Source organism: Rhizobium sp. NRK18, from assembly GCF_024385575.1.
Classification (GTDB): Bacteria; Pseudomonadota; Alphaproteobacteria; order Rhizobiales; family Rhizobiaceae; genus JANFMV01.
The window spans coordinates 3450201-3472177 of record NZ_JANFMV010000001.1 but is presented as its reverse complement, the minus strand read 5'-3'; the positions used below and the strand labels follow the sequence as shown (position 1 = coordinate 3472177).

Sequence of the window (21977 nt, the reverse complement as noted above, 5' to 3'; positions counted from 1 at the left end):
GAGGAGCGGACGTCAGGCCGCCGGTTGCGCCCTGCTGTGCGGCAGCAGCGCCGCCATCGTCTCATCGAGAACGATCATCTTGGCAGCCTGCGCCTCGTAATATTCGCGCCGGAATTCCGGCGATATCCAGATCGGGGAACGGCCGGGACGACCGCTCCAGCCGATGGCGCCGATCGCCTCGGCGGCAGCGAACTTGCGGCCCACATGCGAGCGCGACAGGCCGAAGCTGCGTGCGAGGTAGCCGAGCGACGTGACATCGGTCAGCAGCCGTTCTCCATCTTCCATCGTCTGCCCGGCTGCGCTGCCGGCAATCAGCCGGTCCATCAGCAGTCCGCCATCGTCCATCCAGGTGAAAAGCGAATAGATCTTGCCGTGTGAACGGATCGCCGGGCATTCGAGCAGCGCGTGCGCCAGCGCCGGCTGCAGGGCGGCGATGTGGCCGTCGACATCACGCGCGAACTGTCCGCAGCGTCCGCCGCCGTCCAGCCTGTCGAGCGCGGCAAGGTGGAACATGTACCAGCGGCCGAGCAGTTCCAGCGTCTGTGCCGATGGCCGGTAGGGCTGCAAGGTGCGCAGGTTCACCCCGTCCACCGGCACGACGACACCGTATTTGATGGCTTCGAGGAAGAAGCTGACGGCCGTGTTGCGGCTCGAGATCCGATAGTGCAGGGCGGCCTTGACGAGGTCGCGCCGGTTCAGCGTATGACGCCCCTCGGCCAGTCCCTCGAAATAGAGGCCGAGCGCCACATGCGAGAGAAACCATCGCTGCTGGGTGGCAAACAGCCCGGCCAGCCGCGGAGCCGCGTCATGCACGCTCATGAAATTGCGCGCCAGCTCATCTGCAATCCGCGCGAACCCGGGACTGGCGGCAACTTGCTCGATACTTCCCAATGACAACGCCACTTCTGCCCGCCGCGACCAATTAAATATCTGGACCCAATAGTTCTAAAATAAGCTGGACTTGATCTCGACAATGCATCGAAAGGTGACATTTGTCACCTGACGCCACTCATCTTGGCTAACGCCGGTGGCACAGGCGGCGGCGCCCGGCAAGCCGGAGACTGTGATTTGTCAAAAATGGGCGGATGGGCCTGATGAGAATGCGGATCAGGCCGGGGCAGAGATCGCCCCTGCGTCGCTAATTCCCGGGTCGATCTTCTCCCGGTGCTTTCAGCGGCAAGATATTGATCTTCGGTTGTTTCAGAATGATGCGCGAAGTTGGGATCTCGCCAGTTTTATAACCAAATTTGATCTGTTCCGAAGTCTGGACGGAGCATTGGGCAGTCGATATATGAAGTCTGTTAAGTGTTATTTATTATCATCACAACTTTTGCGGCTGGAAAAATGATCACGATAGCAATTATCGTGTGGGGTACGACGGATGCGCAATGATAAACTGTATGCCGCGATTGTAGATGTTCTGCGCGAATTCGGAGAGGTTCGCCATATATCAAGTATAGCTCATGAACTTGAGATCGCCATTGTCTCGGCGCAGAGCTTAGCCAGCCCTAAAATTGCAGAAAACGATCCCGATCGAGCAATCGATTGCGAGCGGGCAGTATACGCGGATGTCATGGAGTTGATTTCGCGGGCTGTGGCGGTGGGCTGGAGCGAAAAAGAGGCAACATCGACAATCATCGAGATCGGCAGAAGCCACCTGATCAGCCTCGACGGTTACCGCGAGGCGGAGATCGAGGGTTCGCTGAAGCTTGACGGAGCCGATTGAAGGCCGTCACCATGCCTTGGTGCGAACAGGACGCCAAGACACAGACCCCGTACAGACTATCCGAAAGGACCACATATTTCGCTATGGGCTTACAGGGAAGTGGTGCCGCTTACGTGACTCGAACACGTGACCCCATCATTACGAATGATGTGCTCTACCGACTGAGCTAAAGCGGCCCTTGAAATGCCGTCGGCGCGGGGCCGGCGGCTGGCGTGAGGGGCTGATAACCGCAAAGCGGGCGGATTTCAAGTCATGAGTTCCGCTGCGTCCAAAAAAATCGCGCAGTGGAAATGCGGAACGGAAATCGTCTCAGCTGCAAAGCCTCGCCTTTGCGTCCCGGTATTCGCGCTCGAGCCGTGTCACGAGGCCCTCGACGCTGGCGATTTCCTTGACGGCACCGATCCCCTGGCCGCAGCCCCAGATATCCTTCCAGGCCTTGGCGCCGGTCACCGCGCTGTCGAAATCCATCGTTTTCAGGTCGCCTTCCGGCAGGTGGTCAGGGTCCATGCCGGCGGCGATGACGGAGGGTTTCAGGTAATTGCCGTGCACACCGGTGAAGTAGTTGGAATAGACGATGTCGTCGGCCTTGCTGTCGACGATCATCTGCTTGTAGGCGTCGCTGGCGCGGGCCTCGTTGGTGGCGATGAAGGGCGAGCCGATATAGGCCATGTCGGCGCCGGCGGCCCGGGCGGCGAGGATCGCGCCGCCATTGGCGATCGCGCCCGCGAGCAGCAGCGGTCCGTCGAACCATTCGCGGATTTCCTGCACGAGGGCAAAGGGCGAAAGGCGACCGGCATGGCCGCCCGCGCCGGCCGCAACCGCGATCAGCCCGTCCGCGCCCTTGCGGATCGCCGAATTGGCGTGGCGGTTGTTGATGACGTCATGCAGCACGATGCCGCCATAGGAATGGACCGCCTGGTTGACCTCCGGCACGGCGCCGAGCGAGGATATGACGATCGGCACCTTGTACTTCACGCACATCATCAGGTCGTGCTCGAGGCGCTTGTTGGAGGTGTGGACGATCTGGTTGACCGCGAACGGTGCTGCCGGCCGCTCCGGATGGGCGGCATTGTGCGCGGCGAGCCCCTCGGTGATTTCGGCAAGCCATTCGTCGAGCTGGGATTCAGGCCGCGCATTGAGCGCCGGAAAGGCGCCGATCACGCCGGCCTTGCACTGCGCCAGCGTCAGGGCCGGATGGGAAATGATGAAAAGCGGCGAGGCGACGACCGGCAGACGCAGGTTTTCGCTCAGTACCTTGGGAAGCGTCATGTCTCCTCCGACACAATTGACGTTTACGCGAACGTCAAAATCTCTAGCAGAGGCGACGGCGGAGGGAAAGCCCCATTCGCGCCGCATCCCGACAGGCAGGAACGTCGCGGGCGTTGTGAGCCTATCCGAATCGAGGGCATTTCAAAGGGGACAAGAGCGCATCGGCGGGCGTGAGAACTTGAACCGGCCGGACTTTGCGTCTACCGATTCCAGCGAGTGCTATGTTCGGCAAGGCAAGGGTTTATTCGTGACGGGATTGGATGCGGCGATCAGGAATGCGCTGGAGCGGGCGAACCGCTCCGATCCGCGCGTTCGCGCCAAGATTTATCAGTCGGCGCGCCGGGCGCTCGAATCGGGCCTGGAAAAGCAGGGCATCGACGATCCGGTCACGATAGCAGCGCAGCGCGGACGCCTTGAACGGGTGATCGCCGCAATCGAGCAGGAAGAAGAGCTGCGTCTGCCGCCCGAGCCGGAAGAGTTCGACGAACCTGAGCCCGAAGAGACCTATCCGGAGGCTGCACCGGAGCCAGAGCCGCGCCATCATGCGCCGCTGCCGCAGCAGCAGAAGCCGGCACCGGCTTCGGTCTATCCCGAGCCGGACCTTACCCATGACGCGCCGCCCGCCGCCGATGCCGGCTGGTTCGACGCACCTGCCGTCAGCACATCGGCTTCCGGACCCTCGTCCGCCAACGGGCGGAGGCGCGCCCCGCCGCCTGCGGCCAACGATCTTTCAGCGCTCGGTGCCGCAGATGCCCGCCCGGCAGGAAGTGACCGGCCTCAGCTCGCGGACATGCTAGACCTGCCAGCCACGCCCTCTGCCAAGCCGCGCCGCAGGCGGGGCCTGTTTTCGCGCATCTTCATGGTGTCGGTTGTCATCGCCTTCATCGGCATTGGTCTCGGTTGGGCACTGGAGGCCGGGCTTCTCGGCGGTGGAGCCGGGGATGAAGCGCCGCAAAGCCCGACGCCGCAGGTTGCCGCGGAAGATTCCGACGCGACCGACAAGCCGCAGACGGTCGGCATTCAGACCGGCTTCTCGTCCGAATGGATCGAACTCTTCACGCCGCAGAACATCTCCGTTCTGAACGCCCGACAGAACGCCACCATCGATCCCGTGGACACCAGCACCGGGCCGGCGATCCAGATGACCTCGACCAGCGCCGACGACGACGGCTCGGTGACGGTGACGATCCCGCCCGCGATATTGAGGGCCATGGCCGGCAAGCGCTCCACGATTGCGCTGACCTTCCAGTCGTCTTCGGAGACCAATGTGCAGGTCTCCGTCCAGTGCGATTTTTCCACGCTCGGCGGCTGCGGCAGACACCGGTTCACCGTGTCTCAGGAGAAGACCGACACGCTGTTCCAAGTCACATTTGCCCGCTCGCTGACCCCCAACTCGCCTGGCAAGCTGATCATCAACCCGGACCTTCAGGCCAAGGGCAACGGCATCAATCTCTATGCGGTGCGGCTGCTGCCGGGACGATGAGCGCCGCTACTTGAGGAAGTTCGGCCCCTGGCCGAGGATCTTGCCGTCGATGTCGCCGATCACCTTCAGGTCGCGGCCGTCGTAATCCAGCGATAGCAGGATGTGGCGGATCAGGTTGATGCGCGCGCGGCGCTTGTCGTTCGCCTTGATGATGGTCCAGGGCGCATCCTTGGTGTGCGTTTCCTTCAGCATGCGGTCGCGCTTTTCGGTGTAGTCGTCCCATTTCGTCAGCGCGGCAATGTCCATCGGCGACAGCTTCCAGACCTTGAGCGGATCATGGCGGCGGTCGTGGAAGCGCTTGATCTGCATTTCCTGGCCGATGTTCAGCCAGAACTTGAAGAGAAAGATGCCGTCGTCGACCAGCATTTCCTCGAAGCGCGGTACCTGCTTGAGAAAATGCTCGTACTGGTCCGGCGTGCAGAAGCCCATCACCGGTTCGACGCCGGCGCGGTTATACCAGGAGCGGTCGAACATCACGAATTCGCCGGTCGTCGGGAAATGCTCGACATAGCGCTGGAAGTACCACTGCCCGCGTTCGATGTCGCTGGGCTTCGGGAGCGCCACCACTCGGGCATAGCGGGGGTTGAGATAGGCGCGGGTGGCGAAGATGGAGCCGCCCTTGCCGGCCGCATCGCGCCCCTCGAACACGGCCATGACGCGCTTGCCCTTGTCCTGCATCCAGAACTGCATCTTCACGAGTTCGATCTGCAGCGCCTCGATCGTCTTCTCGTATTCGCCCTTGTCCATCTTCTCCTTGTAAGGGAAGTCGCCCGATTCGATTTCGTCCTTGTCGGCCCAGTCCGGCAGCTTCGGATCGTCGATGTCGAAGATGCGTTTCTTGCCGCTGACGGTCAGTTCCACAGCGCGGCTCTCCATGACGTCGCTCATCGGGGCTCCTCTCCAAGATGTTGATCGATGTGAGAAAATCGACCGCCGCATGTGGCCATATCCTGAAGGCGAGTTCAAGATGCGTTGCAGGCGGGGCAATCTATCGCCTATGGCGCCGACAAAAAACTTCTGTCATGAAAAAGAGATAACAAGGGCCTTCCTCACCAGAAATCAGAAGTGGCGGATGTTGCAGCGACCGGACCAACCAGAGACCCGAGAAGAGACCGCAGGCGTGGTGAGCCAGCTTGTCGGCCGCCTGCGTCTCGCCGCCTTGCCGCTCCTGGTCCTGTCCTGCTTCGCTCTCCTTGTGGCGCTGATCAGCCCCGGATGGCCGATCGTTGTCATTTTGTGGTTCGCCGCGACTGTGGCGCTTGTTGCCACGCCTGTCGGCCGCCGGATCGATGAGGCGAAGGGCAATTCGGCCGAGGAACGGCGCGCCCATGCGGGCGATGTCCGTGGCGTTCGCGCCGCCTTGTCGGCAATCGACATGCCGCTCTTCCTGCTCGATCGCGACCTGGCGGTCGTCTTCCAGAACGAAGCGGCGCTCAAGGCTTTCGGCGAACTGACCGAAGGCGCGCACCTTTCCGCCCGCATCCGCTCGCCCGGCATTCTCGACATGGCGCGCGACACGGTGACGAGCGGCAAGGTCAACCAGACCGAACACTTCGAACGCCTGCCGTCGGAGCGCAGCTTCATCGTCTGCGTCAAGCCGCTGCCCGTTCCGGGAGAGGCGCGAGCCGGCCTGTTCCTTCTGTCCTTCCGCGACGTGTCCGAATTGCGCCGGCTCGATCGCATGCGGTCCGATTTCGTCGCCAATGCGAGCCACGAACTGAGGACGCCGCTTGCCTCTCTGCGCGGCTTCATCGAGACGATCCAGGGGCCGGCGAAGGACGATCCCAAGGCGCAGCAGCGCTTTCTCGGCATCATGCTCGAGCAGGCGACCCGCATGAGCCGTCTGATCGACGACCTGCTCTCCCTCTCGCGGCTCGAGCTGAAATCGCACATCGCACCCGACGCCAAGGTCGATCTCGTGCCGCTCCTCGGTCACGTCACCGACGGGCTGAAGCCGCTATCGGAGGAACTGGGCATCGATATCGTCCTGCATATGCCCGACAAGCCGGTCGAGGTGATCGGCGATCGCGATGAACTCGTGCAGGTTTTCGAGAACCTGATCGAGAACGCCTGCAAGTACGGCCAGGAAGGCAAGCGCATCGACGTTTACCTCAGCGAAGGCGGCGGCAAGCCGATCGAGGTCAATGTTGTCGACTACGGGCCGGGCATTCCCGCCGAGCACGTGCCACGCCTGACCGAGCGCTTCTACCGCGTCAGCGTGGAAGACAGCCGCTCGAAAAAGGGCACCGGTCTCGGCTTGGCAATCGTCAAGCACATCCTCACCCGCCATCGCGCCAGGCTGCTCGTCTCCTCCGAAGTCGGCAAGGGCGCCAAGTTTACCGTCCGTTTTTGACATATTGGCGGGAAGGCGATTTTGCGCCGCCAATAACACCGTTTATTTTCAACGACATGACCTGTCACAAAACTTTCACTGAACTGACATAAAAGGGTGTTGCTGGAGCGGATATGACAAGCGGGCCGGGCGCCGGAAAGGTCAAAAATCCAGCGCCGCAGATTGAGGGAAAAAGAAGCATCCCACGGTCTGCAGCCACGGAGAAGACGCCGCCGTCTACTTTGTCCGGCCCCGAAAGGCACCGTTCGCGGTGTTCCCAAGATCGAATTCCAAGAGGAGCGACCTCAATGAAAAACTTCTTCCGTCCGATGGCCTACGCTGTGGCAGTGGCTGCCTCGGCAGGCTTCATGCTTTCCGCCGCCCAGGCTGCCGACATCTCCGGCGCTGGCGCGACCTTCCCTTATCCGATCTACGCAAAGTGGGCTGACGCCTACAAGAAGGAAACCGGTATCGGCCTCAACTACCAGTCGATCGGTTCCGGCGGCGGCATCAAGCAGATCAAGGCAAAGACCGTGACCTTCGGCGCTTCCGACGCTCCGCTTTCCGGCGATGAGCTCAAGGAAGTCGGTCTCGCACAGTTCCCGATGGTCATGGGCGGCATCGTTCCGGTCGTGAACATCGAAGGCGTAGAGCCGGGCAAGCTGGTTCTCGACGGCGAAACGCTGGCCAAGATCTTCATGGGCGAAATCACCTCGTGGGATGACGCAGCCATCAAGAAGCTGAACCCGGACCTTTCCCTGCCGTCGCAGGCAATCGCCGTCGTTCACCGTTCGGACGGTTCGGGCACCACCTACAACTTCACCTACTACCTCGCTGACGTTTCCGCCGACTGGAAGGAAAAGATCGGCGTAGACAAGGCCGTCGAATGGCCGGTCGGCATCGGCGCCAAGGGTAACGAAGGCGTTGCCAACAACGTTGCGCAGACCTCGGGCTCCATCGGTTACGTCGAGTATGCTTATGCCAAGCAGAACAAGATGACCTATGCCGACATGCTCAACAAGGACGGCAAGACGGTTGCTCCGACGGCTGAAGCCTTCGCTGCAGCTGCTGCCAACGCTGACTGGAACTCCCAGCCGGGCTACGGCGTCATCCTCGCCAACCAGCCGGGCGCTGAATCCTGGCCGATGACGGCTGCTACCTGGATCCTCGTCTACAAGCAGCCGGAAGATGCCGCTGCTACCGGCGAAGCTCTGAAGTTCTTCGACTGGTCGTACAAGAACGGCGGCAAGATGGCCGACGAACTCGACTACGTCGCCATGCCGGAGAACGTCGTCAAGAGCGTTGAGGAAATGTGGGCAAAGGACGTCGTCGGTTCTGACGGCAAGCCGGTCTACTCCGCAATGTAATTGCCTTTGGAAGAGGGGCGGTCTCCGCCCCTCTTTCTCTTTTCCTTTCCGGACCTGCGAGGGAGAACAGCCGCATGTCGATGGCAGCAGTCACAGATCAACAGATGGCAAGTCGCCGTGAAAAGGTCGTCCGGCGCTTCGCCCTGACCGACGCGGTCTTCCACGCCGTTTCCCGCGCATCCGCTGTCCTTGTCCTGGTTCTTCTCGGTGGCGTTGCCGTCTCGCTGTTCGTCGGCTCCTGGGACGCGCTGTCCAAGTTCGGCTTTTCCTTCCTGGTCACCGAAAGCTGGAACCCGGTGAAGGAAAACTTCGGCGCCGCGGCTCCGATCTACGGCACCATCGTAACGTCCGCCATCGCCATCCTGATCGCCGTGCCGATCGGCATCGGCATCGCCATCTTCCTGACCGAACTCTGCCCGCGTCCGTTGCGTCGCCCGATCGGCATCGCCATCGAGCTGCTCGCCGGCATTCCGTCGATCATCTATGGTATCTGGGGCCTGTTCGTCTTCGCACCGTTCATCCAGACGAAAGTTCAGCCCTTCGTCATCGATTTCTTCCACGGCGTCCCGATCCTCTCCAGCCTGTTTGCCGGTCCGCCCTACGGCATCGGCCTGCTGACCTCCTCGCTGATCCTGGCGATCATGGTCCTGCCGTTCATTTCGTCGATCACCAAGGATGTGTTCGACACCGTACCGTCGGTTCTGAAGGAATCCGCCTACGGCATCGGCTGCACCACCTGGGAAGTGATGAAGAACGTCGTGGTCCCCTATACTCGCGTCGGCATCATGGGCGGCGTCATGCTCGGCCTCGGCCGTGCACTGGGCGAGACCATGGCCGTCACCTTCGTCATCGGTAACGCGCACCGCATCAGTGCCTCGCTCTTTGCGCCGAGCACGACGATCTCCGCGACGATCGCCAACGAATTCACCGAAGCGGACGGCGAAATGTACACGTCCTCGCTGATCGCTCTCGGTCTGATCCTCTTCATCATTACCTTCATCATCCTTGCCATCGCGCGCTACATGCTGATGCGCATCGAGAGCAAGAAGGGAGCCTGACCGATGTCCTCGATCTATCCCCGTCGCAAGATCAAGAATACCGTGATGATGTCGCTGTGCGTCGTCGCCGCCGGCATCGGCATCGCCTGGCTCGCGCTCATTCTCGGCGCACTGGTCTACAAGGGCGCCGCCGGCCTGAACATTCAGGTCTTCACCGAAATGACCCCGCCTCCGGGCGAGGAGGGCGGCCTTCTGAATGCCATCTTCGGCAGCCTGATCGTGACCATCATCGCCATGTTCGTCGGCACGCCTATCGGCATCCTGGCCGGCACCTACATGGCCGAATACGGCCGCTTCAGCAAGCTGACCATGGTCGTGCGCTTCATCAACGACATCCTGCTGTCGGCGCCCTCGATTGTCGTCGGCCTGTTCATCTACGAAATCGTGGTGCGGCCCATGGGCCACTTCTCGGCGCTGGCCGGCTCTTTCGCACTCGCCGTGCTCGTCATCCCCGTGGTGCTGCGCACGACCGAAGACATGCTGAGCCTCGTGCCGAATGCACTGCGTGAAGCCGGCACGGCCATCGGCGCCCCACGCTGGATCGTCATCCGCTCGGTCGCCTACCGCGCCGCCCGCTCGGGCATCGTCACCGGTGTCCTGCTGGCCGTCGCCCGCATTTCCGGCGAAACCGCGCCGCTTCTGTTTACCGCGCTCAACAACCAGTTCTGGAGTTCTAACCTCAATGCTCCGATGGCGAGCCTGCCGGTGACGATCTTCCAGTTTGCCCTCAGCCCCTATGAAGAATGGCAGCAATTGGCCTGGACCGGCGCATTGATCATAACCATGACCGTCTTGGGTTTGAGCGTAATTTCCCGTAGCCTGACCGGACGCAGAGAGGACAGATGAGCCAGATGCTTTCCCTAGACAAAGTCGCGCCGCAGAAGACTGCCGAAAAGGCAAAGATCGAGATCAAGAATCTCAACTTCTACTACGGCAACAGCAAAGCCCTCAAGGACATCAGCCTGTCCCTGCCGGAGCGCAGCGTCACCGCCTTCATCGGTCCGTCGGGCTGTGGCAAGTCGACCCTGCTGCGTGTCCTCAACCGGATCTATGAGCTTTATCCAAAGCAGCGCGCCGAGGGTGAGGTGCTGATCGACGGCGAGAACATTCTCGACAAGTCGAAGGACCTCAACCTGCTGCGCACCAAGGTCGGCATGGTCTTCCAGAAGCCGACCCCGTTCCCGATGTCGATCTACGAGAACATCTCCTTCGGCATCCGCCTCTACGAAAATCTCAACAAGAGCGAGATGGACGAGCGCGTGGAAGCGGCCCTGACCCGCGCGGCCCTCTGGAACGAGGTGAAGGACAAGCTGCATGCCAGCGGTCTCAGCCTGTCCGGCGGTCAGCAGCAGCGCCTCTGCATCGCCCGCACCGTTGCCGTCAAGCCGGAGATCATTCTGCTCGACGAACCGGCCTCCGCTCTCGACCCGCTCTCGACCGCCAAGATCGAGGAGCTGATCGACGAGCTGCGCGCCGACTACACGATCGTCATCGTCACGCACAACATGCAGCAGGCTGCCCGCGTCTCGCGCCAGACCGCCTTCATGTATCTCGGTGAACTGGTCGAATTCGACGAGACGGCGAAGATCTTCACCTCTCCGAAGGAAAGCCGCACGCAGGACTACGTCACCGGTCGCTTCGGCTGATCCGCAGCCGCGCTGAAGCCTGCCTCAAGATATCAGGGAACACCACCATGCCCTCGACACAACAGCATCTCATGTCGGCTTACGACGACGAATTGAAGTTCCTGCAGCGCCGGATCTCCGAAATGGGTGGTCTTGCCGAGCAGATGGTCAGCGAGTCCGTTCAGGCTCTCGTGACCGGCGATCTGGCGCTTGCCCAGAAGCTGATCTCCGACGACGTCATTCTCGACACCGGCGAGCGCGAAATCGGCGACGCGGCCGTCGTCACCATCGCACGCCGCCAGCCGGTTGCCGCCGACCTGCGCGAAATCATGGGCTCGATCCGCATCGCGGCCGACCTTGAACGCGTCGGCGACCTTGCCAAGAACATCGGCAAGCGCGTCATCGCGGTGCAGGGCACCGGCGTCCCGCGCAAGCTCGCCCGCGGCCTGGAACACCTGTCCGAACTGGCCTCGGTGCAGCTCAAGGAAGTGCTCGACGTCTACTCCAGCCGCTCGGCGGAAAAGGCCAAGTCGATCCGCGACCGCGACGAGGAAATCGACGCGATCCATACGTCGCTGTTCCGCGAACTCCTGACCTACATGATGGAAGATCCGCGCAACATCACCACCTGCACGCATCTTCTCTTCTGCGCCAAGAACATCGAGCGTATCGGCGATCATGCCACGAACATCGCCGAGACGATCTACTACATGACCACCGGCAGCCAGCCGGAAGGTGAGCGTCCGAAGGACGACAACACGTCGACCATGGGCGTGACGTCCGAGTGACGGCTCGATAAGTTGGAGAACCGTGAATGGTCCCGAAAATAGCGGTTGTTGAAGACGAGGAAGCTCTGAGCGAGCTTCTTCGCTACAATCTGGAATCCGAGGGCTACGAAGTCGAGGCGATCATGCGCGGCGACGAGGCGGAAATCCGCCTCAAGGAGCGCGTGCCCGACCTTCTCCTGCTCGACTGGATGCTGCCGGGCGTTCCCGGCATCGAGCTCTGCCGTCGCCTGCGCATGCGCCCTGAGACCGAACGGCTGCCGATCATCATGCTGACGGCGCGCGGTGAGGAAAGCGAACGCGTTCGCGGACTGTCGACCGGTGCCGATGATTATGTCGTCAAGCCGTTCTCGATGCCCGAACTGATGGCCCGCGTTCGGGCCATGCTCCGTCGTGCCCATCCGGAAGTTCTCTCCGCCGTGCTTCGCTGCGGCGATATCGAGCTCGACCGCGAAACGCATCGTGTCCACCGCAAGAGCCGTGAAGTCCGCCTCGGCCCGACCGAGTTCCGGCTTCTGGAATTCCTGATGGCGTCCCCGGGCCGCGTCTTCTCGCGTTCCCAGCTGCTCGACGGCGTCTGGGGCCATGACATCTATGTCGACGAACGCACGGTCGACGTTCACGTCGGCCGTCTGCGCAAGGCGCTGAACTTCTCCAACATGCAGGACGTCATCCGCACCGTGCGTGGTGCCGGCTATTCCATGGAAGTCTGACCTCCTGGAATTTTCATCCGAATGCTTCTGAACCCCGCTGTTCACAGCGGGGTTTTCTTTTGACTTCTCGCAGCCGGAAACGAAAAACGGGCCCGCAGGCCCGTTCGTCATGATGGTCTGTTCGGTCGCTCCGCCGCGATCAGCTGGCCGCTGCGGCGCGACGGCGGTCGCTGCTGGTCGGCTGATAGGCGAGGCGGGCGTGATAATTGCAGTACGGCGAATTGTCCGGGGACTCGCAGCCGCAGAAATGGAAGTCGTCCTGCAGCGGATCGCCGACCGGCCACTTGCAGGTGCGTTCGGTCAGTTCCGTCAGGGCCAGGCGGCGGGATATCGGCACGACGACGTTCGAGGCGGGAACGTAGCGATGCTCCTGGATCGCGTTGATTTCGACCTCTTCCTTCAGTGCCGTGGCGCCTGCCGTACGGGTGACGGTGCGGGTCGTAACGCGGGCTGCATAGTTCGGAGCCTTCGGTGCGGTCACGGGGCGCTTGACCGTGCGTGCCGCCGAGGACGCGCCGCCGGACTTTGCGCGTCCGGGAAGGTTGAGACGGTGAACCTTGCCGATGACGGCATTGCGGCTGACGCCACCGAGCTGTGCGGCGATCTGGCTGGCGCTCAGCCCATCCGCCCACAATTTCTTAAGCTTTTCAACGCGTTCGTCTGTCCAGTTCATTGGGTCTTCTCCGCCTGCAGTCCAATGCATGGCAGAATCCTTCACCGTGTCCCGAATTCCTTCGGAACGGAGTACGCCTCTTGTACTGCCGGGTGACTTTTTTCCGCCAAGCGCAAATTCTTAATGCATGTTTAACCTAGTGCCAGCCTGACTCCGTGACAAGAGTCGCCGGAATCATCGCGATTCGATTTCTCGGTTTTCCCCAACTTGCTGTTTGAAATTTTTTCGGCCGCCGGTCTGTTGCGAGGTCGTTCCCGCTTTTTCACGAAGCCCTGCGATGGCCTGATTTTGCGGGTGATTTGTTGACATCGGCACCCTATATGATGATAGTGCGGCAACCGCCCAAAAGGCGGTCTTTTTTATTTGTGCCCAGCCAACATAGCCCAGGAAAGGTCAGCGCCATGGCTCAGAACGGTCCGCTCTACGATACCTATGCAAGAGCACCTCTGCGCTTCGAGCGAGGCGAGGGTGTTTGGCTCGTGACGGAAGACGGCCAGCGTTATATGGACTTCGCCGCCGGCGTTGCCGTCAATTCTCTCGGCCATGCGCACCCGCATCTCGTCGAGGCATTGACCACGCAGGCCGGCAAGGTCTGGCACCTGTCCAACGTCTACGAGAACCCCGGCCAGGAAAAGATGGCTGCGCGTCTGTCGGCTGCGACCTTTGCCGAAAAGGTGTTCTTCACCAATTCGGGCGCGGAAGCCCTGGAATGCGCCATCAAGACGGCACGGCGCTACCAGTATGCCAAGGGGCATCCGGACAAGTTCCATATCATCACCTTCGAGGGCGCCTTCCATGGCCGGACCCTCGGCACCATCGCGGCCGGCGGCAATCCGAAATACCTCGAGGGCTTCGGCCCCAAGGCGCCGGGCTTCGATCCGGTGCCGTTCGGCGATCTCGCTGCCGTCAAGGCGGCGATCACGGAAGCGACCGGCGCCATTCTCGTCGAACCCGTCCAGGGCGAGGGCGGTGTCCGGCCCGCATCGAAGGAGTTCCTGCAGGCTCTGCGCGCACTCTGCGACGAACATGGCCTGCTGCTGATCTTCGACGAGGTGCAGACCGGCGTCGGCCGTACCGGCAAGTTCTTCGCCTATGAATGGGCCGGCATCACGCCGGACATCATGGCAATCGCCAAGGGCATCGGCGGCGGCTTTCCGTTCGGCGCCTGCCTTGCGACGGCGGAAGCCGCATCCGGCATGGTCGCAGGCACGCACGGCTCCACCTATGGCGGCAATCCGCTGGCCATGGCCGTCGGCAATGCCGTCCTGGATGTCGTCCTGGCCGACGGCTTCCTCGAGCATGTGCGCGATGTCGCACTGGTCTTCCGTCAGGGTCTCGCATCCCTGAAGGACCGGTATCCGGATATCATCGAGGATTTCCGCGGCGAAGGCCTGATGCTCGGCATCAAGGCGCGGATCCCGTCCGGAGAATTGCTTGCGGCAATGCGCGAGCAGCATGTTCTCGGCGTGCTTGCGGGCGACAATGTCGTGCGCCTCCTGCCGCCGCTTATCGTCAGTGCGGATGAAGCCCGCGAGGGACTGGCGCGCATCGAGCGTGCCGCCGAGGCGCTTCATTCCGCTCTCATCAAGAAGTCCGCCTGAGGCGGCCAAAGCGAAATTCTGACAGGTTATCATGGCAGCTACCAAGCATTTTCTCGATCTTTCCGCGGTCTCCTCGCAGGACCTCAGAGGCATTCTGAACGACGCCCGCACCCGCAAGGTGGCGACGAAGGACGGAACGGCTGACAAGCCGCTCGCCGGCAAGATGCTGGCGATGATCTTCGAAAAGCCGTCCACCCGCACGCGCGTCTCCTTCGACGTCGGCATGCGCCAGCTCGGCGGCGAGACGCTGTTCCTGTCGGGAACCGAAATGCAGCTCGGCCGCGCCGAGACGATCGGTGACACGGCCAAGGTGCTGTCGCGCTACGTCGACGCCATCATGATCCGCACCACCGACCACAAGCGCCTTCTGGAGCTTGCCGAACATGCGACCGTGCCGGTCATCAACGGCCTGACGGACGACACGCATCCCTGCCAGATCATGGCTGATCTCCTCACTTTCGAGGAGCACAAGGGACCGGTCGCCGGCAAGACGATCGCCTGGACCGGTGACGGCAACAACGTGCTGCATTCCTTCGTCGAAGGCGCGGCCCGCTTCGGCTACCGCATGAACATGGCGGTGCCGATGGGCTCCGAGCCGCACGACAAGTTCCTGAACTGGGCGCGCAACGAGGGCGCCGAGATCATGCTCTGCCACGATGCGGAGAAGGCGGTCTCGGGCGCCGACTGCGTCGTCACCGATACCTGGGTGTCGATGAACCAGGAGCACAAGGCCCGCGGCCACAACATCTTCCAGCCCTTCCAGGTCAACAAGCAGTTGATGGGCCGGGCGAAGGACGACGCGTTGTTCATGCACTGCCTGCCGGCGCACCGCGGCGAAGAAGTGACCGACGACGTGATCGACGGACCGCAGTCTGTAGTCTTTGACGAGGCGGAAAACCGCCTGCATGCACAGAAGTCCATCCTGGCCTGGTGCCTCGGGGCCATCTGATACGGCGCCGCCCCGTTTCGCGCGCCGAAACTTAAGGAGTATCCGCCATGGCGGAAGAAACCACCAAACTCGGCGAATTCGGTTTCGCCGGAGATGATAAGGTCGTGCCTTTCCAGGTGGAGGGGCTGGATGTGCGCGGCCGCGCGGTTCAGCTCGGCCCGATGCTCGACGCCATACTGGGGCGTCACGATTATCCCGTGCCGGTCGCCCGCCTTCTGGCGGAAGTCATCACGCTGACCGTGCTCATCGGCACGTCGCTGAAATTTGAAGGCAAGTTCACAGTCCAGACGAAGAGCGACGGACCGGTCGACCTGCTCGTCGCCGATTTCTCGACGCCCGACAGCATGCGCGCCTATGCCCGTTTCGACGAGGAGGCCCTCGAACTGGCGATCAGTGAAGGCATGGCCGAACCCGAGCAGTTGCTGGGAACGGGCGTTCTCGCCTTCACCATCGACCAGGGCCGCTTCAGCCAGCCCTATCAGGGCATCGTCGCTCTCGACGGCGCGTCGCTCGAAGAGATTGCCGGCACCTACTTTCGCCAGTCGGAACAGATCCCGACGCATATGCGGCTGGCCGCGGCCGAACTCTACGACCGCGACGAGGACGGCAAGGCCCGCCACACGTGGCGCGCGGGTGGCGTGATCGTCCAGTTTCTCCCGGAAGCGCCGGAGCGCATGCGCCAGCCGGATCTGCCGGGCGGCGACGGCGACGACAACGCCCTGCCGATGTTCGAGGACGATGCCTGGATGGAGGCACGCACGCTCGCCGAGACGATCGATGCCGACGAATTGACCGATCCGCAGGTCGGCGCGGAACGCCTCCTGTTCCGGCTCTTCCACGAGCGCGGTGTGCGTGTGTTCGATCCGCAGCCGGTCTACGACCGTTGCTCCTGTTCGCGCGAGAAGATCGGCGGCGTTCTCAAGGGCTTTTCGGCAGAGGAAATCATGGCGAGCGAAGAGGACGGCAAGATCGCCGTTACCTGCGAATTCTGCTCGACGACCTATGTCTTCGACGCCAATGAGGTGATCGAATAAGCTCGGACTGTTGCCGCTGATGGCCAGATCGGGCGGAAATGCGTGACGCATCGATAAAAACGATGCGTCACCTGCGACATAATATTTCTTGATAAATGATCTCATGATATTAAGGCTGCAGAAAACTGTTGGCCGGGCGCGTCCTGGCCGTGGCCACTATCCGGAGTAGACCCGATGAACGGACACAAGATCATTGTCACGGCCGCCATTGCCATGATGGTGGGCGCCGCCTTTACCGCCGCGACGGCAGCGGACGTGAAGACTTACGAGATCACCTTGAATGCCGACACCTTCAGCCCGCAGCAGATCAAGGCCAAGGCCGGCGAGCCCTTCCGCATCAAACTTCATAACAAGACGGAATTGCCGGTCGAGCTGGAGTCCGCCGCTCTCGGTTTCGAGAAGATCGTCGAAAGCGGCCACGACATCGTCGTGAACGTGCGTGCGAAGGAGCCGGGGACTTATGACTTCTTCGACGACTTCCATCCCAAGCAGTATGTCGGCCACGTCGTCGTCGAGTGATGTGACGGGAGAAGAGGCATGCTGGGCGCACTGGTCATCGTTTTCCGCGAGATATTCGAAGCCGGCCTGATCGTTGGCATCGTGCTGGCCGCAACGCGGCTGGTCGCCGGCAGCCGCTGGTGGATCGCCGCAGGTGTCGCCGGTGGCATTGCCGGAAGCCTGGTGCTGGCAGCCTTTGCCGGCGTTGTCTCGGAATGGGCGGACGGCTTCGGTCAGGAACTCTTCAATGCCGGCATCCTGGCGATCGCTGCCGTCATGCTGATCTGGCACAATCTCTGGATGGCGCATCACGGCCGCGAACTCGCCGCCGATCTCGCTGCCACCGGCAAGGCGGTGAGTGACGGTCAGCGGTCTCTGGCAGCGCTTGCGCTTGTCGTCGGCATTGCCGTCCTGCGCGAGGGCGCCGAAATAGCGCTCTTCATGTACGGCATCATTCTCGCCGGAGGCGACAGCTGGTCGTCGCTGGCGCTCGGATCGGCCCTCGGTCTGCTGCTTGGCGGCGGCGTTTCGGCGCTGACCTATTTCGGCCTTGTGAAAATTCCGATGCGCCATCTGTTCTCGGTCACGAGCGTCCTCATCACCTTCCTTGCCGCCAGCATGGCATCTCAGTCGGCTGCTTACCTGGAACGTGCCGGCAAGATCGACTGGCTTTCGGCGACTGCCTGGGACACATCCTGGCTTCTGCAGGAAGGCAGCATTCCCGGCCGCCTGATGCACACCATGTTCGGCTATTCCCAGCAGCCCAGCGAATTCCAGGTGCTGGTCTACGTGGTCACCCTGATCGCCGTCGTTGTCGCGACCCGCACGCTATCGGCCCGTGGCCACCATGCGGCCCGCCACGCAAGCGCCGGCTAGCAGCAGGTCGCGAGGGCCTGGTGAACCGTCGCTTCAGTTGAGGGTGCGGGTCATGTCCGGCGTGTCGAGCGAAAAGGCCGGAATATCGACATCGAACAGTTCGCCCTCGTCGGTCGCCATCTGGTAGTGGCCGAACATGACGCCGGATGGTGTATCGAGCGGGCAGCCTGACGAGTATTCATAGGAATCGCCCGGCGTCAGACGCGGCTGTTCGCCGACGACGCCCGGACCACGCACTTCGTCGACCTGGCCGTTCTGATCCGTGATGTGCCAGTAGCGATTGATCAGGCGGACGGATATGTCGGAATTGTTGGAAATGACGATGCGGTAACCCCAGACATAGCGGCTGTCTTCCGGATCGGACTGCTCCTCCAGATAGTAGGGCTCCACCACAACTTCTATGTCCCGTGTCAGCGCGCGATACATACCGGACACCTTCCTTAAGATTTCATAAACGATATCGTATAGCCTGCCGGTTGCGTCAAGCGCGATGGCCCTTGCGAAACATTAAAAACCAGAAATGAACGCGGTTTTTGCCGTTAATCATAATAGGTTAGGTTAACGCTTGGGGGCTCGGCGAGGCGCCGGTTCTCTGACCGGAAAGGGGCGGTAAGGATGCTTGACGGCACAATCAGGAAGAGAATTGACCCACATCTGCAGCAGGCCGGCGACTGGCTGGCGATCCGGGGCGTCGGTGCCGACCAGATGACGCTGATCGCCTGCGGGCTGGGCCTTCTCTCCGCCGCATTCATCGCCCTCGGCCACGGCTGGCTGGCGCTGCCCCTTCTCCTCTCCAGCCGGCTTGGCGACGGCCTTGACGGTGCCATCGCCCGAGCCACCCGGAAGACCGATTTCGGCGGCTTCCTCGACATCGTCCTCGACTTTGTCTTCTACGGTGCGGTCCCGCTCGCCTTCGTCATCGCCGATCCGGGGCGCAACGGCATAGCTGGAGCGGTGCTGCTGTTTGCCTTCTACGTCAACGGATCGAGCTTCCTCGCCTTCGCGGTGATGGCGGAAAAGCGCCGGCTGACGACGGATGCGCGCGGTGAAAAGTCGTTCTACTTCACGACCGGGCTCGCCGAAGCGACGGAGACGATCGCCGTCTTCGCGGTCGCCTGTGTCTTTGCCGCTTGGTTCTGGTGGCTGGCCTATCTCTTCGCGGCGCTCACGCTCTACACCGCTGCCGCCCGCATCCTGTTCGCCAGACGCATGATGCGCGAGGAACCGCCGGGGCGTGACTGACGCCCCGGCCGTCCGCTGTGTTGATCAGAACTTGACCTTGTCGAGCGCCTGTTCGAGATCGGCGACCAGATCGCCGCCGTCCTCGATGCCGAGCGACAGGCGCACGGTGCCGGGCAAAATGCCGAGTTCGGCCCGCGCTTCGTCGGTGAGGTTCTTGTGCGTCGTCGTTGCCGGATGAGTGATCAGGCTTCTGGTGTCGCCGAGATTGTTGGAGATCTTGATGACCTGCAGGGCGTCCTGCATCGCGAACGCCGCTTCCTTGCCGCCCTTCAGTTCCAGGCAGACCAGCGTAGAGCCGGCCTTCATCTGCTTGGCGATGATATCGGCCTGCGGATGGTCCTTGCGGCCGGGATAGATGACCTTGGCGACGGCCTTGTGCTCGGCGAGGAAGTCGGCGGCCTTCGCGGCATTCTCGGTCTGCTGCTTGACGCGCAGCGGCAGGGTCTCGAGGCCCTTCAGCAGCACCCAGGCATTGAACGGCGACATGGCCGGTCCCGTGTGACGGAAGTAGTCGTGCAGGTTCTCGTCGATCCACTTCTTGGACGACAGCACGATGCCGCCGAGGCAGCGGCCCTGGCCGTCGATATGCTTGGTGGCCGAATAGACGACGACATCGGCGCCGAGTTCGAACGGCTTCTGGAAGAGCGGTGTGGCGAACACGTTGTCGACGATCAGGGTAGCGCCGACCTGCTTGGCGAGTTTGGAGACGCCGGCAATGTCGACGACTTCCAGCGTCGGGTTCGTCGGGCTTTCGAGGAAGAAGACCTTGGTATTCGGCCGAACGGCGGCTTCCCAATTGGCGAGGTCACGACCGTCGACCAGCGTACAAGTGACGCCGTATTTCGGTGCGAGTGTCTCTATGATCCAGCGGTTGGAGCCGAACAGAGCGCGGGCCGCGACGATGTGGTCGCCGGCCTTGACCTGGCAGAGGATGGAGGACGAAATGGCGGCCATCCCCGAGGCGGTGGCACGCGCGTCTTCCGCACCTTCCATCATGCACATGCGCTTTTCGAACATGTCATTGGTCGGGCTGCCGTAGCGGGCATAGATGTAGCCATCGGTCTCGCCCTTGAAACGGGCTTCGGCCGATGCCGAGTTTTCATAAAGGAAGCCCTGCGTCAGGAAGATCGATTCCGACATCTCGCCGAACTGCGACCGGATGGAGCCGCCGTGTACGAGTTGGGTTGCCGGTTGCCAATTCTTGCTCATGCCATGATCACTTTCCAAAACAAAAAAACCGGCCGCAAATGCAGACCGGTTTCAACCCGGTCTTTTTAGCCACTTGTTTAACGTGGCTGCAAGCCGACCGGCCAAATCACCACGGGATAAGGAGCCAAATACTCCCCATCACCGCTTGCGTCAATTCCTCGAGTTTGGTTTTGTGCCTCACACTTCAAGGACGGAACATATGGCAAGACAGACGGGCATTCTGGCGGATGGCGCCATTCGCGAACTTTTCGAGGCTGGCAGGCTGACGAGCCAGGCGGAACTCGACATCGACCAGGTGCAGCCGGCAAGCCTCGACCTGCGTCTCGGCGCCAAGGCGTTTCGCGTCCGGGCTAGCTTCCTGCCGGGACCCAACCACCTGGTTTCCGACAAGCTCGACCGGCTGAAACTGCATGTCATCGACCTGTCCGAAGGTGCGGTGCTGGAAACGGGCTGCGTCTACATCGTGCCGCTGATGGAAAGCCTCGATCTCCCCTCCGGCATGTCGGCTTCCGCCAATCCGAAGAGCTCAACCGGCCGGCTCGATATATTCACCCGTGTCATCACCGACTATGCGCAGGAATTCGACAAGATACCGGCCGGCTATTCCGGTCCGCTGTACCTGGAAATTTCGCCGCGCACCTTTCCGATCGTTGTGCGCAAGGGCTCGCGGCTGTCGCAGATCCGCTTCCGCATCGGCCAGCCGCTGTTGAGCGAGGCCGAATTGCTGGCGCTCCACAGGAGCGAGACGCTGGTCGCCAGCGACACGCCGAATGTCTCCGGTGGCGGGATCGCGCTCTCCATCGATCTCAAGGGCGGCGGCGAAGACGGCCTGATCGGCTATCGCGGCAAGCACCACACAGCTGTCGTCGATGTCGACGAGAAGGCGGCCAATGAGGTGTTCGACTTCTGGGAGCCGCTCTACAGCCGCGGCCGCGAGGAACTAATCCTCGATCCGGACGAGTTCTATATCCTGGTCTCGCGGGAAGCCGTGCATGTGCCCCCGCTCTATGCCGCCGAGATGACGCCCTACGATCCGCTGGTCGGCGAGTTCCGCGTTCACTATGCCGGCTTCTTCGATCCCGGCTTCGGCCATGCCGGCGCCGGCGGCACCGGGTCGCGCGCCGTCCTCGAGGTGCGCAGCCATGAGGTGCCGTTCATCCTCGAGCACGGCCAGATTGTCGGGCGTCTTGTCTACGAGCACATGCTGGAAAAGCCGCATTCGCTCTACGGCTCCGGCCTCGGCTCCAACTACCAGGCGCAGGGGCTGAAGCTGTCGAAGCATTTCCGCACCTGACGTCAATCGCCTTGGGCAACCCTGCCCACGGCTTTGAAGGATGGTCTTGACTTCCGGCGCAACCTCATGAATGTGTCACGTCGATTGCGGGTGTAGCTCAATGGTAGAGCAGCAGCTTCCCAAGCTGAATACGAGGGTTCGATTCCCTTCACCCGCTCCACTTTTCCGGTCTCATCGCCTTGTAAAATTGTGTCTCGCGCTTCTCTCCTGTTGGGAAAGCACGTCCCGCTTTGACAGTCCACC

The 21977-nt window shown here is 61.9% G+C and carries 22 protein-coding genes, 2 tRNA genes and 1 riboswitch; of the genes, 17 read left to right on the top strand and 7 right to left on the bottom strand.

The window, feature by feature from the left end; genetic code table 11:
• Positions 1–12: 12 nt before the first annotated feature.
• The gene (locus NN662_RS16445; RefSeq protein ID WP_261931303.1) at positions 13–819 is read right to left on the bottom strand and encodes a hypothetical protein; all 807 of its coding nucleotides are present in this window, start codon (positions 817–819) and stop codon (positions 13–15) included.
• Between the two features lie 562 nt (positions 820–1381).
• On the opposite strand from NN662_RS16445, the gene NN662_RS16440 reads away from it, so the two are divergent.
• Positions 1382–1726: a hypothetical protein gene (locus NN662_RS16440; protein WP_261931302.1), complete on the top strand. Its 345-nt coding sequence runs from the start codon at positions 1382–1384 to the stop codon at positions 1724–1726.
• Positions 1727–1826: 100 nt separating this feature from the next.
• On the opposite strand, the gene NN662_RS16435 is transcribed toward NN662_RS16440, so the two are convergent.
• Both NN662_RS16435 and NN662_RS16430 read right to left on the bottom strand, forming a co-directional pair.
• A tRNA-Thr gene (locus tag NN662_RS16435) sits at positions 1827–1902 on the bottom strand.
• A gap of 133 nt (positions 1903–2035) precedes the next feature.
• The gene (locus NN662_RS16430) at positions 2036–2995 is read right to left on the bottom strand and encodes an NAD(P)H-dependent flavin oxidoreductase (RefSeq protein ID WP_261931301.1); all 960 of its coding nucleotides are present in this window, start codon (positions 2993–2995) and stop codon (positions 2036–2038) included.
• Positions 2996–3242: 247 nt separating this feature from the next.
• Here NN662_RS16430 and NN662_RS16425 point away from each other — a divergent pair, with 247 nt between their 5' ends.
• Positions 3243–4478 (top strand): hypothetical protein, encoded by a 1236-nt coding sequence (locus NN662_RS16425; RefSeq protein WP_261931300.1) that lies wholly within the window; start codon positions 3243–3245, stop codon positions 4476–4478.
• Between the two features lie 6 nt (positions 4479–4484).
• Here the strand turns inward: NN662_RS16425 and ppk2 are convergent, their stop codons facing one another.
• A complete protein-coding gene (gene ppk2 / locus NN662_RS16420; protein WP_261931299.1) occupies positions 4485–5366 on the bottom strand; it encodes a polyphosphate kinase 2 in 882 nt (293 codons plus the stop codon).
• A gap of 271 nt (positions 5367–5637) precedes the next feature.
• Between ppk2 and phoR the strand changes: the two genes are divergently transcribed.
• The 7 genes from phoR to phoB all read left to right on the top strand — a co-directional run bounded on the left by phoR (position 5638) and on the right by phoB (position 12358).
• Positions 5638–6831 carry a phosphate regulon sensor histidine kinase PhoR gene (phoR, locus tag NN662_RS16415; RefSeq protein WP_410010985.1) on the top strand — a complete coding sequence of 398 codons (1194 nt, stop codon included), beginning with the start codon at positions 5638–5640 and terminating at the stop codon, positions 6829–6831.
• A 287-nt stretch (positions 6832–7118) separates the two neighbouring features.
• On the top strand, positions 7119–8177 hold the full coding sequence (gene pstS / locus NN662_RS16410; RefSeq protein WP_410010944.1) for a phosphate ABC transporter substrate-binding protein PstS: 1059 nt from the start codon (positions 7119–7121) through the stop codon (positions 8175–8177).
• 80 nt (positions 8178–8257) lie between these two features.
• The gene (gene pstC, locus NN662_RS16405) at positions 8258–9235 is read left to right on the top strand and encodes a phosphate ABC transporter permease subunit PstC (RefSeq protein ID WP_261931999.1); all 978 of its coding nucleotides are present in this window, start codon (positions 8258–8260) and stop codon (positions 9233–9235) included.
• A gap of 3 nt (positions 9236–9238) precedes the next feature.
• Entirely contained in the window at positions 9239–10081 is an 843-nt protein-coding gene (pstA, locus tag NN662_RS16400) for a phosphate ABC transporter permease PstA (protein ID WP_261931297.1), read from the top strand.
• The gene (gene pstB / locus NN662_RS16395) at positions 10078–10881 is read left to right on the top strand and encodes a phosphate ABC transporter ATP-binding protein PstB (RefSeq protein WP_261931296.1); all 804 of its coding nucleotides are present in this window, start codon (positions 10078–10080) and stop codon (positions 10879–10881) included. The genes pstA and pstB overlap by 4 nt, the downstream gene beginning before the upstream one ends.
• A 47-nt stretch (positions 10882–10928) precedes the next feature.
• Positions 10929–11648 (top strand): phosphate signaling complex protein PhoU, encoded by a 720-nt coding sequence (phoU, locus tag NN662_RS16390; protein WP_261931295.1) that lies wholly within the window; start codon positions 10929–10931, stop codon positions 11646–11648.
• Between the two features lie 26 nt (positions 11649–11674).
• Positions 11675–12358: a phosphate regulon transcriptional regulator PhoB gene (gene phoB / locus NN662_RS16385; RefSeq protein ID WP_261931294.1), complete on the top strand. Its 684-nt coding sequence runs from the start codon at positions 11675–11677 to the stop codon at positions 12356–12358.
• A 139-nt stretch (positions 12359–12497) separates the two neighbouring features.
• On the opposite strand, the gene NN662_RS16380 is transcribed toward phoB, so the two are convergent.
• Complete coding sequence (locus NN662_RS16380; RefSeq protein WP_261931293.1) at positions 12498–13031, bottom strand: GcrA family cell cycle regulator; 534 nt, start codon at positions 13029–13031, stop codon at positions 12498–12500.
• Between the two features lie 401 nt (positions 13032–13432).
• Here NN662_RS16380 and NN662_RS16375 point away from each other — a divergent pair, with 401 nt between their 5' ends.
• The 5 genes from NN662_RS16375 (at position 13433) to NN662_RS16355 (ending at position 17989) form a co-directional block, all read left to right on the top strand.
• On the top strand, positions 13433–14632 hold the full coding sequence (locus NN662_RS16375) for an aspartate aminotransferase family protein (protein ID WP_261931292.1): 1200 nt from the start codon (positions 13433–13435) through the stop codon (positions 14630–14632).
• Positions 14633–14663: 31 nt separating this feature from the next.
• Positions 14664–15581 (top strand): ornithine carbamoyltransferase, encoded by a 918-nt coding sequence (gene argF, locus NN662_RS16370; RefSeq protein ID WP_261931291.1) that lies wholly within the window; start codon positions 14664–14666, stop codon positions 15579–15581.
• A 47-nt stretch (positions 15582–15628) separates the two neighbouring features.
• Positions 15629–16615 carry an Hsp33 family molecular chaperone gene (locus tag NN662_RS16365; RefSeq protein ID WP_261931290.1) on the top strand — a complete coding sequence of 329 codons (987 nt, stop codon included), beginning with the start codon at positions 15629–15631 and terminating at the stop codon, positions 16613–16615.
• A 174-nt stretch (positions 16616–16789) separates the two neighbouring features.
• The gene (locus NN662_RS16360; protein ID WP_261931289.1) at positions 16790–17134 is read left to right on the top strand and encodes a cupredoxin domain-containing protein; all 345 of its coding nucleotides are present in this window, start codon (positions 16790–16792) and stop codon (positions 17132–17134) included.
• A gap of 18 nt (positions 17135–17152) precedes the next feature.
• On the top strand, positions 17153–17989 hold the full coding sequence (locus tag NN662_RS16355) for an FTR1 family protein (protein ID WP_261931288.1): 837 nt from the start codon (positions 17153–17155) through the stop codon (positions 17987–17989).
• A gap of 33 nt (positions 17990–18022) precedes the next feature.
• Here NN662_RS16355 and apaG read toward each other — a convergent pair whose 3' ends face one another.
• Positions 18023–18415, bottom strand: a complete 393-nt coding sequence (gene apaG / locus NN662_RS16350; protein WP_261931287.1) for a Co2+/Mg2+ efflux protein ApaG — start codon at positions 18413–18415, stop codon at positions 18023–18025.
• Between the two features lie 189 nt (positions 18416–18604).
• Here apaG and NN662_RS16345 point away from each other — a divergent pair, with 189 nt between their 5' ends.
• A complete protein-coding gene (locus tag NN662_RS16345) occupies positions 18605–19231 on the top strand; it encodes a CDP-alcohol phosphatidyltransferase family protein (RefSeq protein WP_261931286.1) in 627 nt (208 codons plus the stop codon).
• Between the two features lie 24 nt (positions 19232–19255).
• Here the strand turns inward: NN662_RS16345 and NN662_RS16340 are convergent, their stop codons facing one another.
• Positions 19256–20440 carry an O-succinylhomoserine sulfhydrylase gene (locus tag NN662_RS16340; RefSeq protein WP_261931285.1) on the bottom strand — a complete coding sequence of 395 codons (1185 nt, stop codon included), beginning with the start codon at positions 20438–20440 and terminating at the stop codon, positions 19256–19258.
• 44 nt (positions 20441–20484) lie between these two features.
• Positions 20485–20563, bottom strand: a riboswitch (SAM riboswitch).
• Positions 20564–20639: 76 nt separating this feature from the next.
• On the opposite strand from NN662_RS16340, the gene NN662_RS16335 reads away from it, so the two are divergent.
• Together NN662_RS16335 and NN662_RS16330 are read left to right on the top strand one after the other, a co-directional pair.
• The gene (locus NN662_RS16335; RefSeq protein ID WP_261931284.1) at positions 20640–21734 is read left to right on the top strand and encodes a 2'-deoxycytidine 5'-triphosphate deaminase; all 1095 of its coding nucleotides are present in this window, start codon (positions 20640–20642) and stop codon (positions 21732–21734) included.
• Positions 21735–21820: 86 nt separating this feature from the next.
• Positions 21821–21894, top strand: a tRNA-Gly gene (locus tag NN662_RS16330).
• Positions 21895–21977 lie beyond the last annotated feature (83 nt).

Bases quoted from the DNA above. Each gene is read 5' to 3' on its own strand.
- NN662_RS16445 (WP_261931303.1), bottom strand. From the start codon at position 819: ATGAGCGTGCATGACGCGGCTCCGCGGCTGGCCGGGCTGTTTGCCACC.
- argF (WP_261931291.1), top strand. From the start codon at position 14,664: ATGGCAGCTACCAAGCATTTTCTCGATCTTTCCGCGGTCTCCTCGCAG.
- NN662_RS16360 (WP_261931289.1), top strand. From the start codon at position 16,790: ATGAACGGACACAAGATCATTGTCACGGCCGCCATTGCCATGATGGTG.
- NN662_RS16345 (WP_261931286.1), top strand. From the start codon at position 18,605: ATGCTTGACGGCACAATCAGGAAGAGAATTGACCCACATCTGCAGCAG.
- pstB (WP_261931296.1), top strand. From the start codon at position 10,078: ATGAGCCAGATGCTTTCCCTAGACAAAGTCGCGCCGCAGAAGACTGCC.
- NN662_RS16335 (WP_261931284.1), top strand. From the start codon at position 20,640: ATGGCAAGACAGACGGGCATTCTGGCGGATGGCGCCATTCGCGAACTT.
- NN662_RS16355 (WP_261931288.1), top strand. From the start codon at position 17,153: ATGCTGGGCGCACTGGTCATCGTTTTCCGCGAGATATTCGAAGCCGGC.
- phoB (WP_261931294.1), top strand. From the start codon at position 11,675: ATGGTCCCGAAAATAGCGGTTGTTGAAGACGAGGAAGCTCTGAGCGAG.
- apaG (WP_261931287.1), bottom strand. From the start codon at position 18,415: ATGTATCGCGCGCTGACACGGGACATAGAAGTTGTGGTGGAGCCCTAC.
- NN662_RS16365 (WP_261931290.1), top strand. From the start codon at position 15,629: ATGGCGGAAGAAACCACCAAACTCGGCGAATTCGGTTTCGCCGGAGAT.
- pstA (WP_261931297.1), top strand. From the start codon at position 9,239: ATGTCCTCGATCTATCCCCGTCGCAAGATCAAGAATACCGTGATGATG.
- pstC (WP_261931999.1), top strand. From the start codon at position 8,258: ATGGCAGCAGTCACAGATCAACAGATGGCAAGTCGCCGTGAAAAGGTC.
- phoU (WP_261931295.1), top strand. From the start codon at position 10,929: ATGCCCTCGACACAACAGCATCTCATGTCGGCTTACGACGACGAATTG.
- NN662_RS16380 (WP_261931293.1), bottom strand. From the start codon at position 13,031: ATGAACTGGACAGACGAACGCGTTGAAAAGCTTAAGAAATTGTGGGCG.
- NN662_RS16430 (WP_261931301.1), bottom strand. From the start codon at position 2,995: ATGACGCTTCCCAAGGTACTGAGCGAAAACCTGCGTCTGCCGGTCGTC.
- NN662_RS16340 (WP_261931285.1), bottom strand. From the start codon at position 20,440: ATGAGCAAGAATTGGCAACCGGCAACCCAACTCGTACACGGCGGCTCC.
- pstS (WP_410010944.1), top strand. From the start codon at position 7,119: ATGAAAAACTTCTTCCGTCCGATGGCCTACGCTGTGGCAGTGGCTGCC.
- ppk2 (WP_261931299.1), bottom strand. From the start codon at position 5,366: ATGAGCGACGTCATGGAGAGCCGCGCTGTGGAACTGACCGTCAGCGGC.
- NN662_RS16440 (WP_261931302.1), top strand. From the start codon at position 1,382: ATGCGCAATGATAAACTGTATGCCGCGATTGTAGATGTTCTGCGCGAA.
- NN662_RS16375 (WP_261931292.1), top strand. From the start codon at position 13,433: ATGGCTCAGAACGGTCCGCTCTACGATACCTATGCAAGAGCACCTCTG.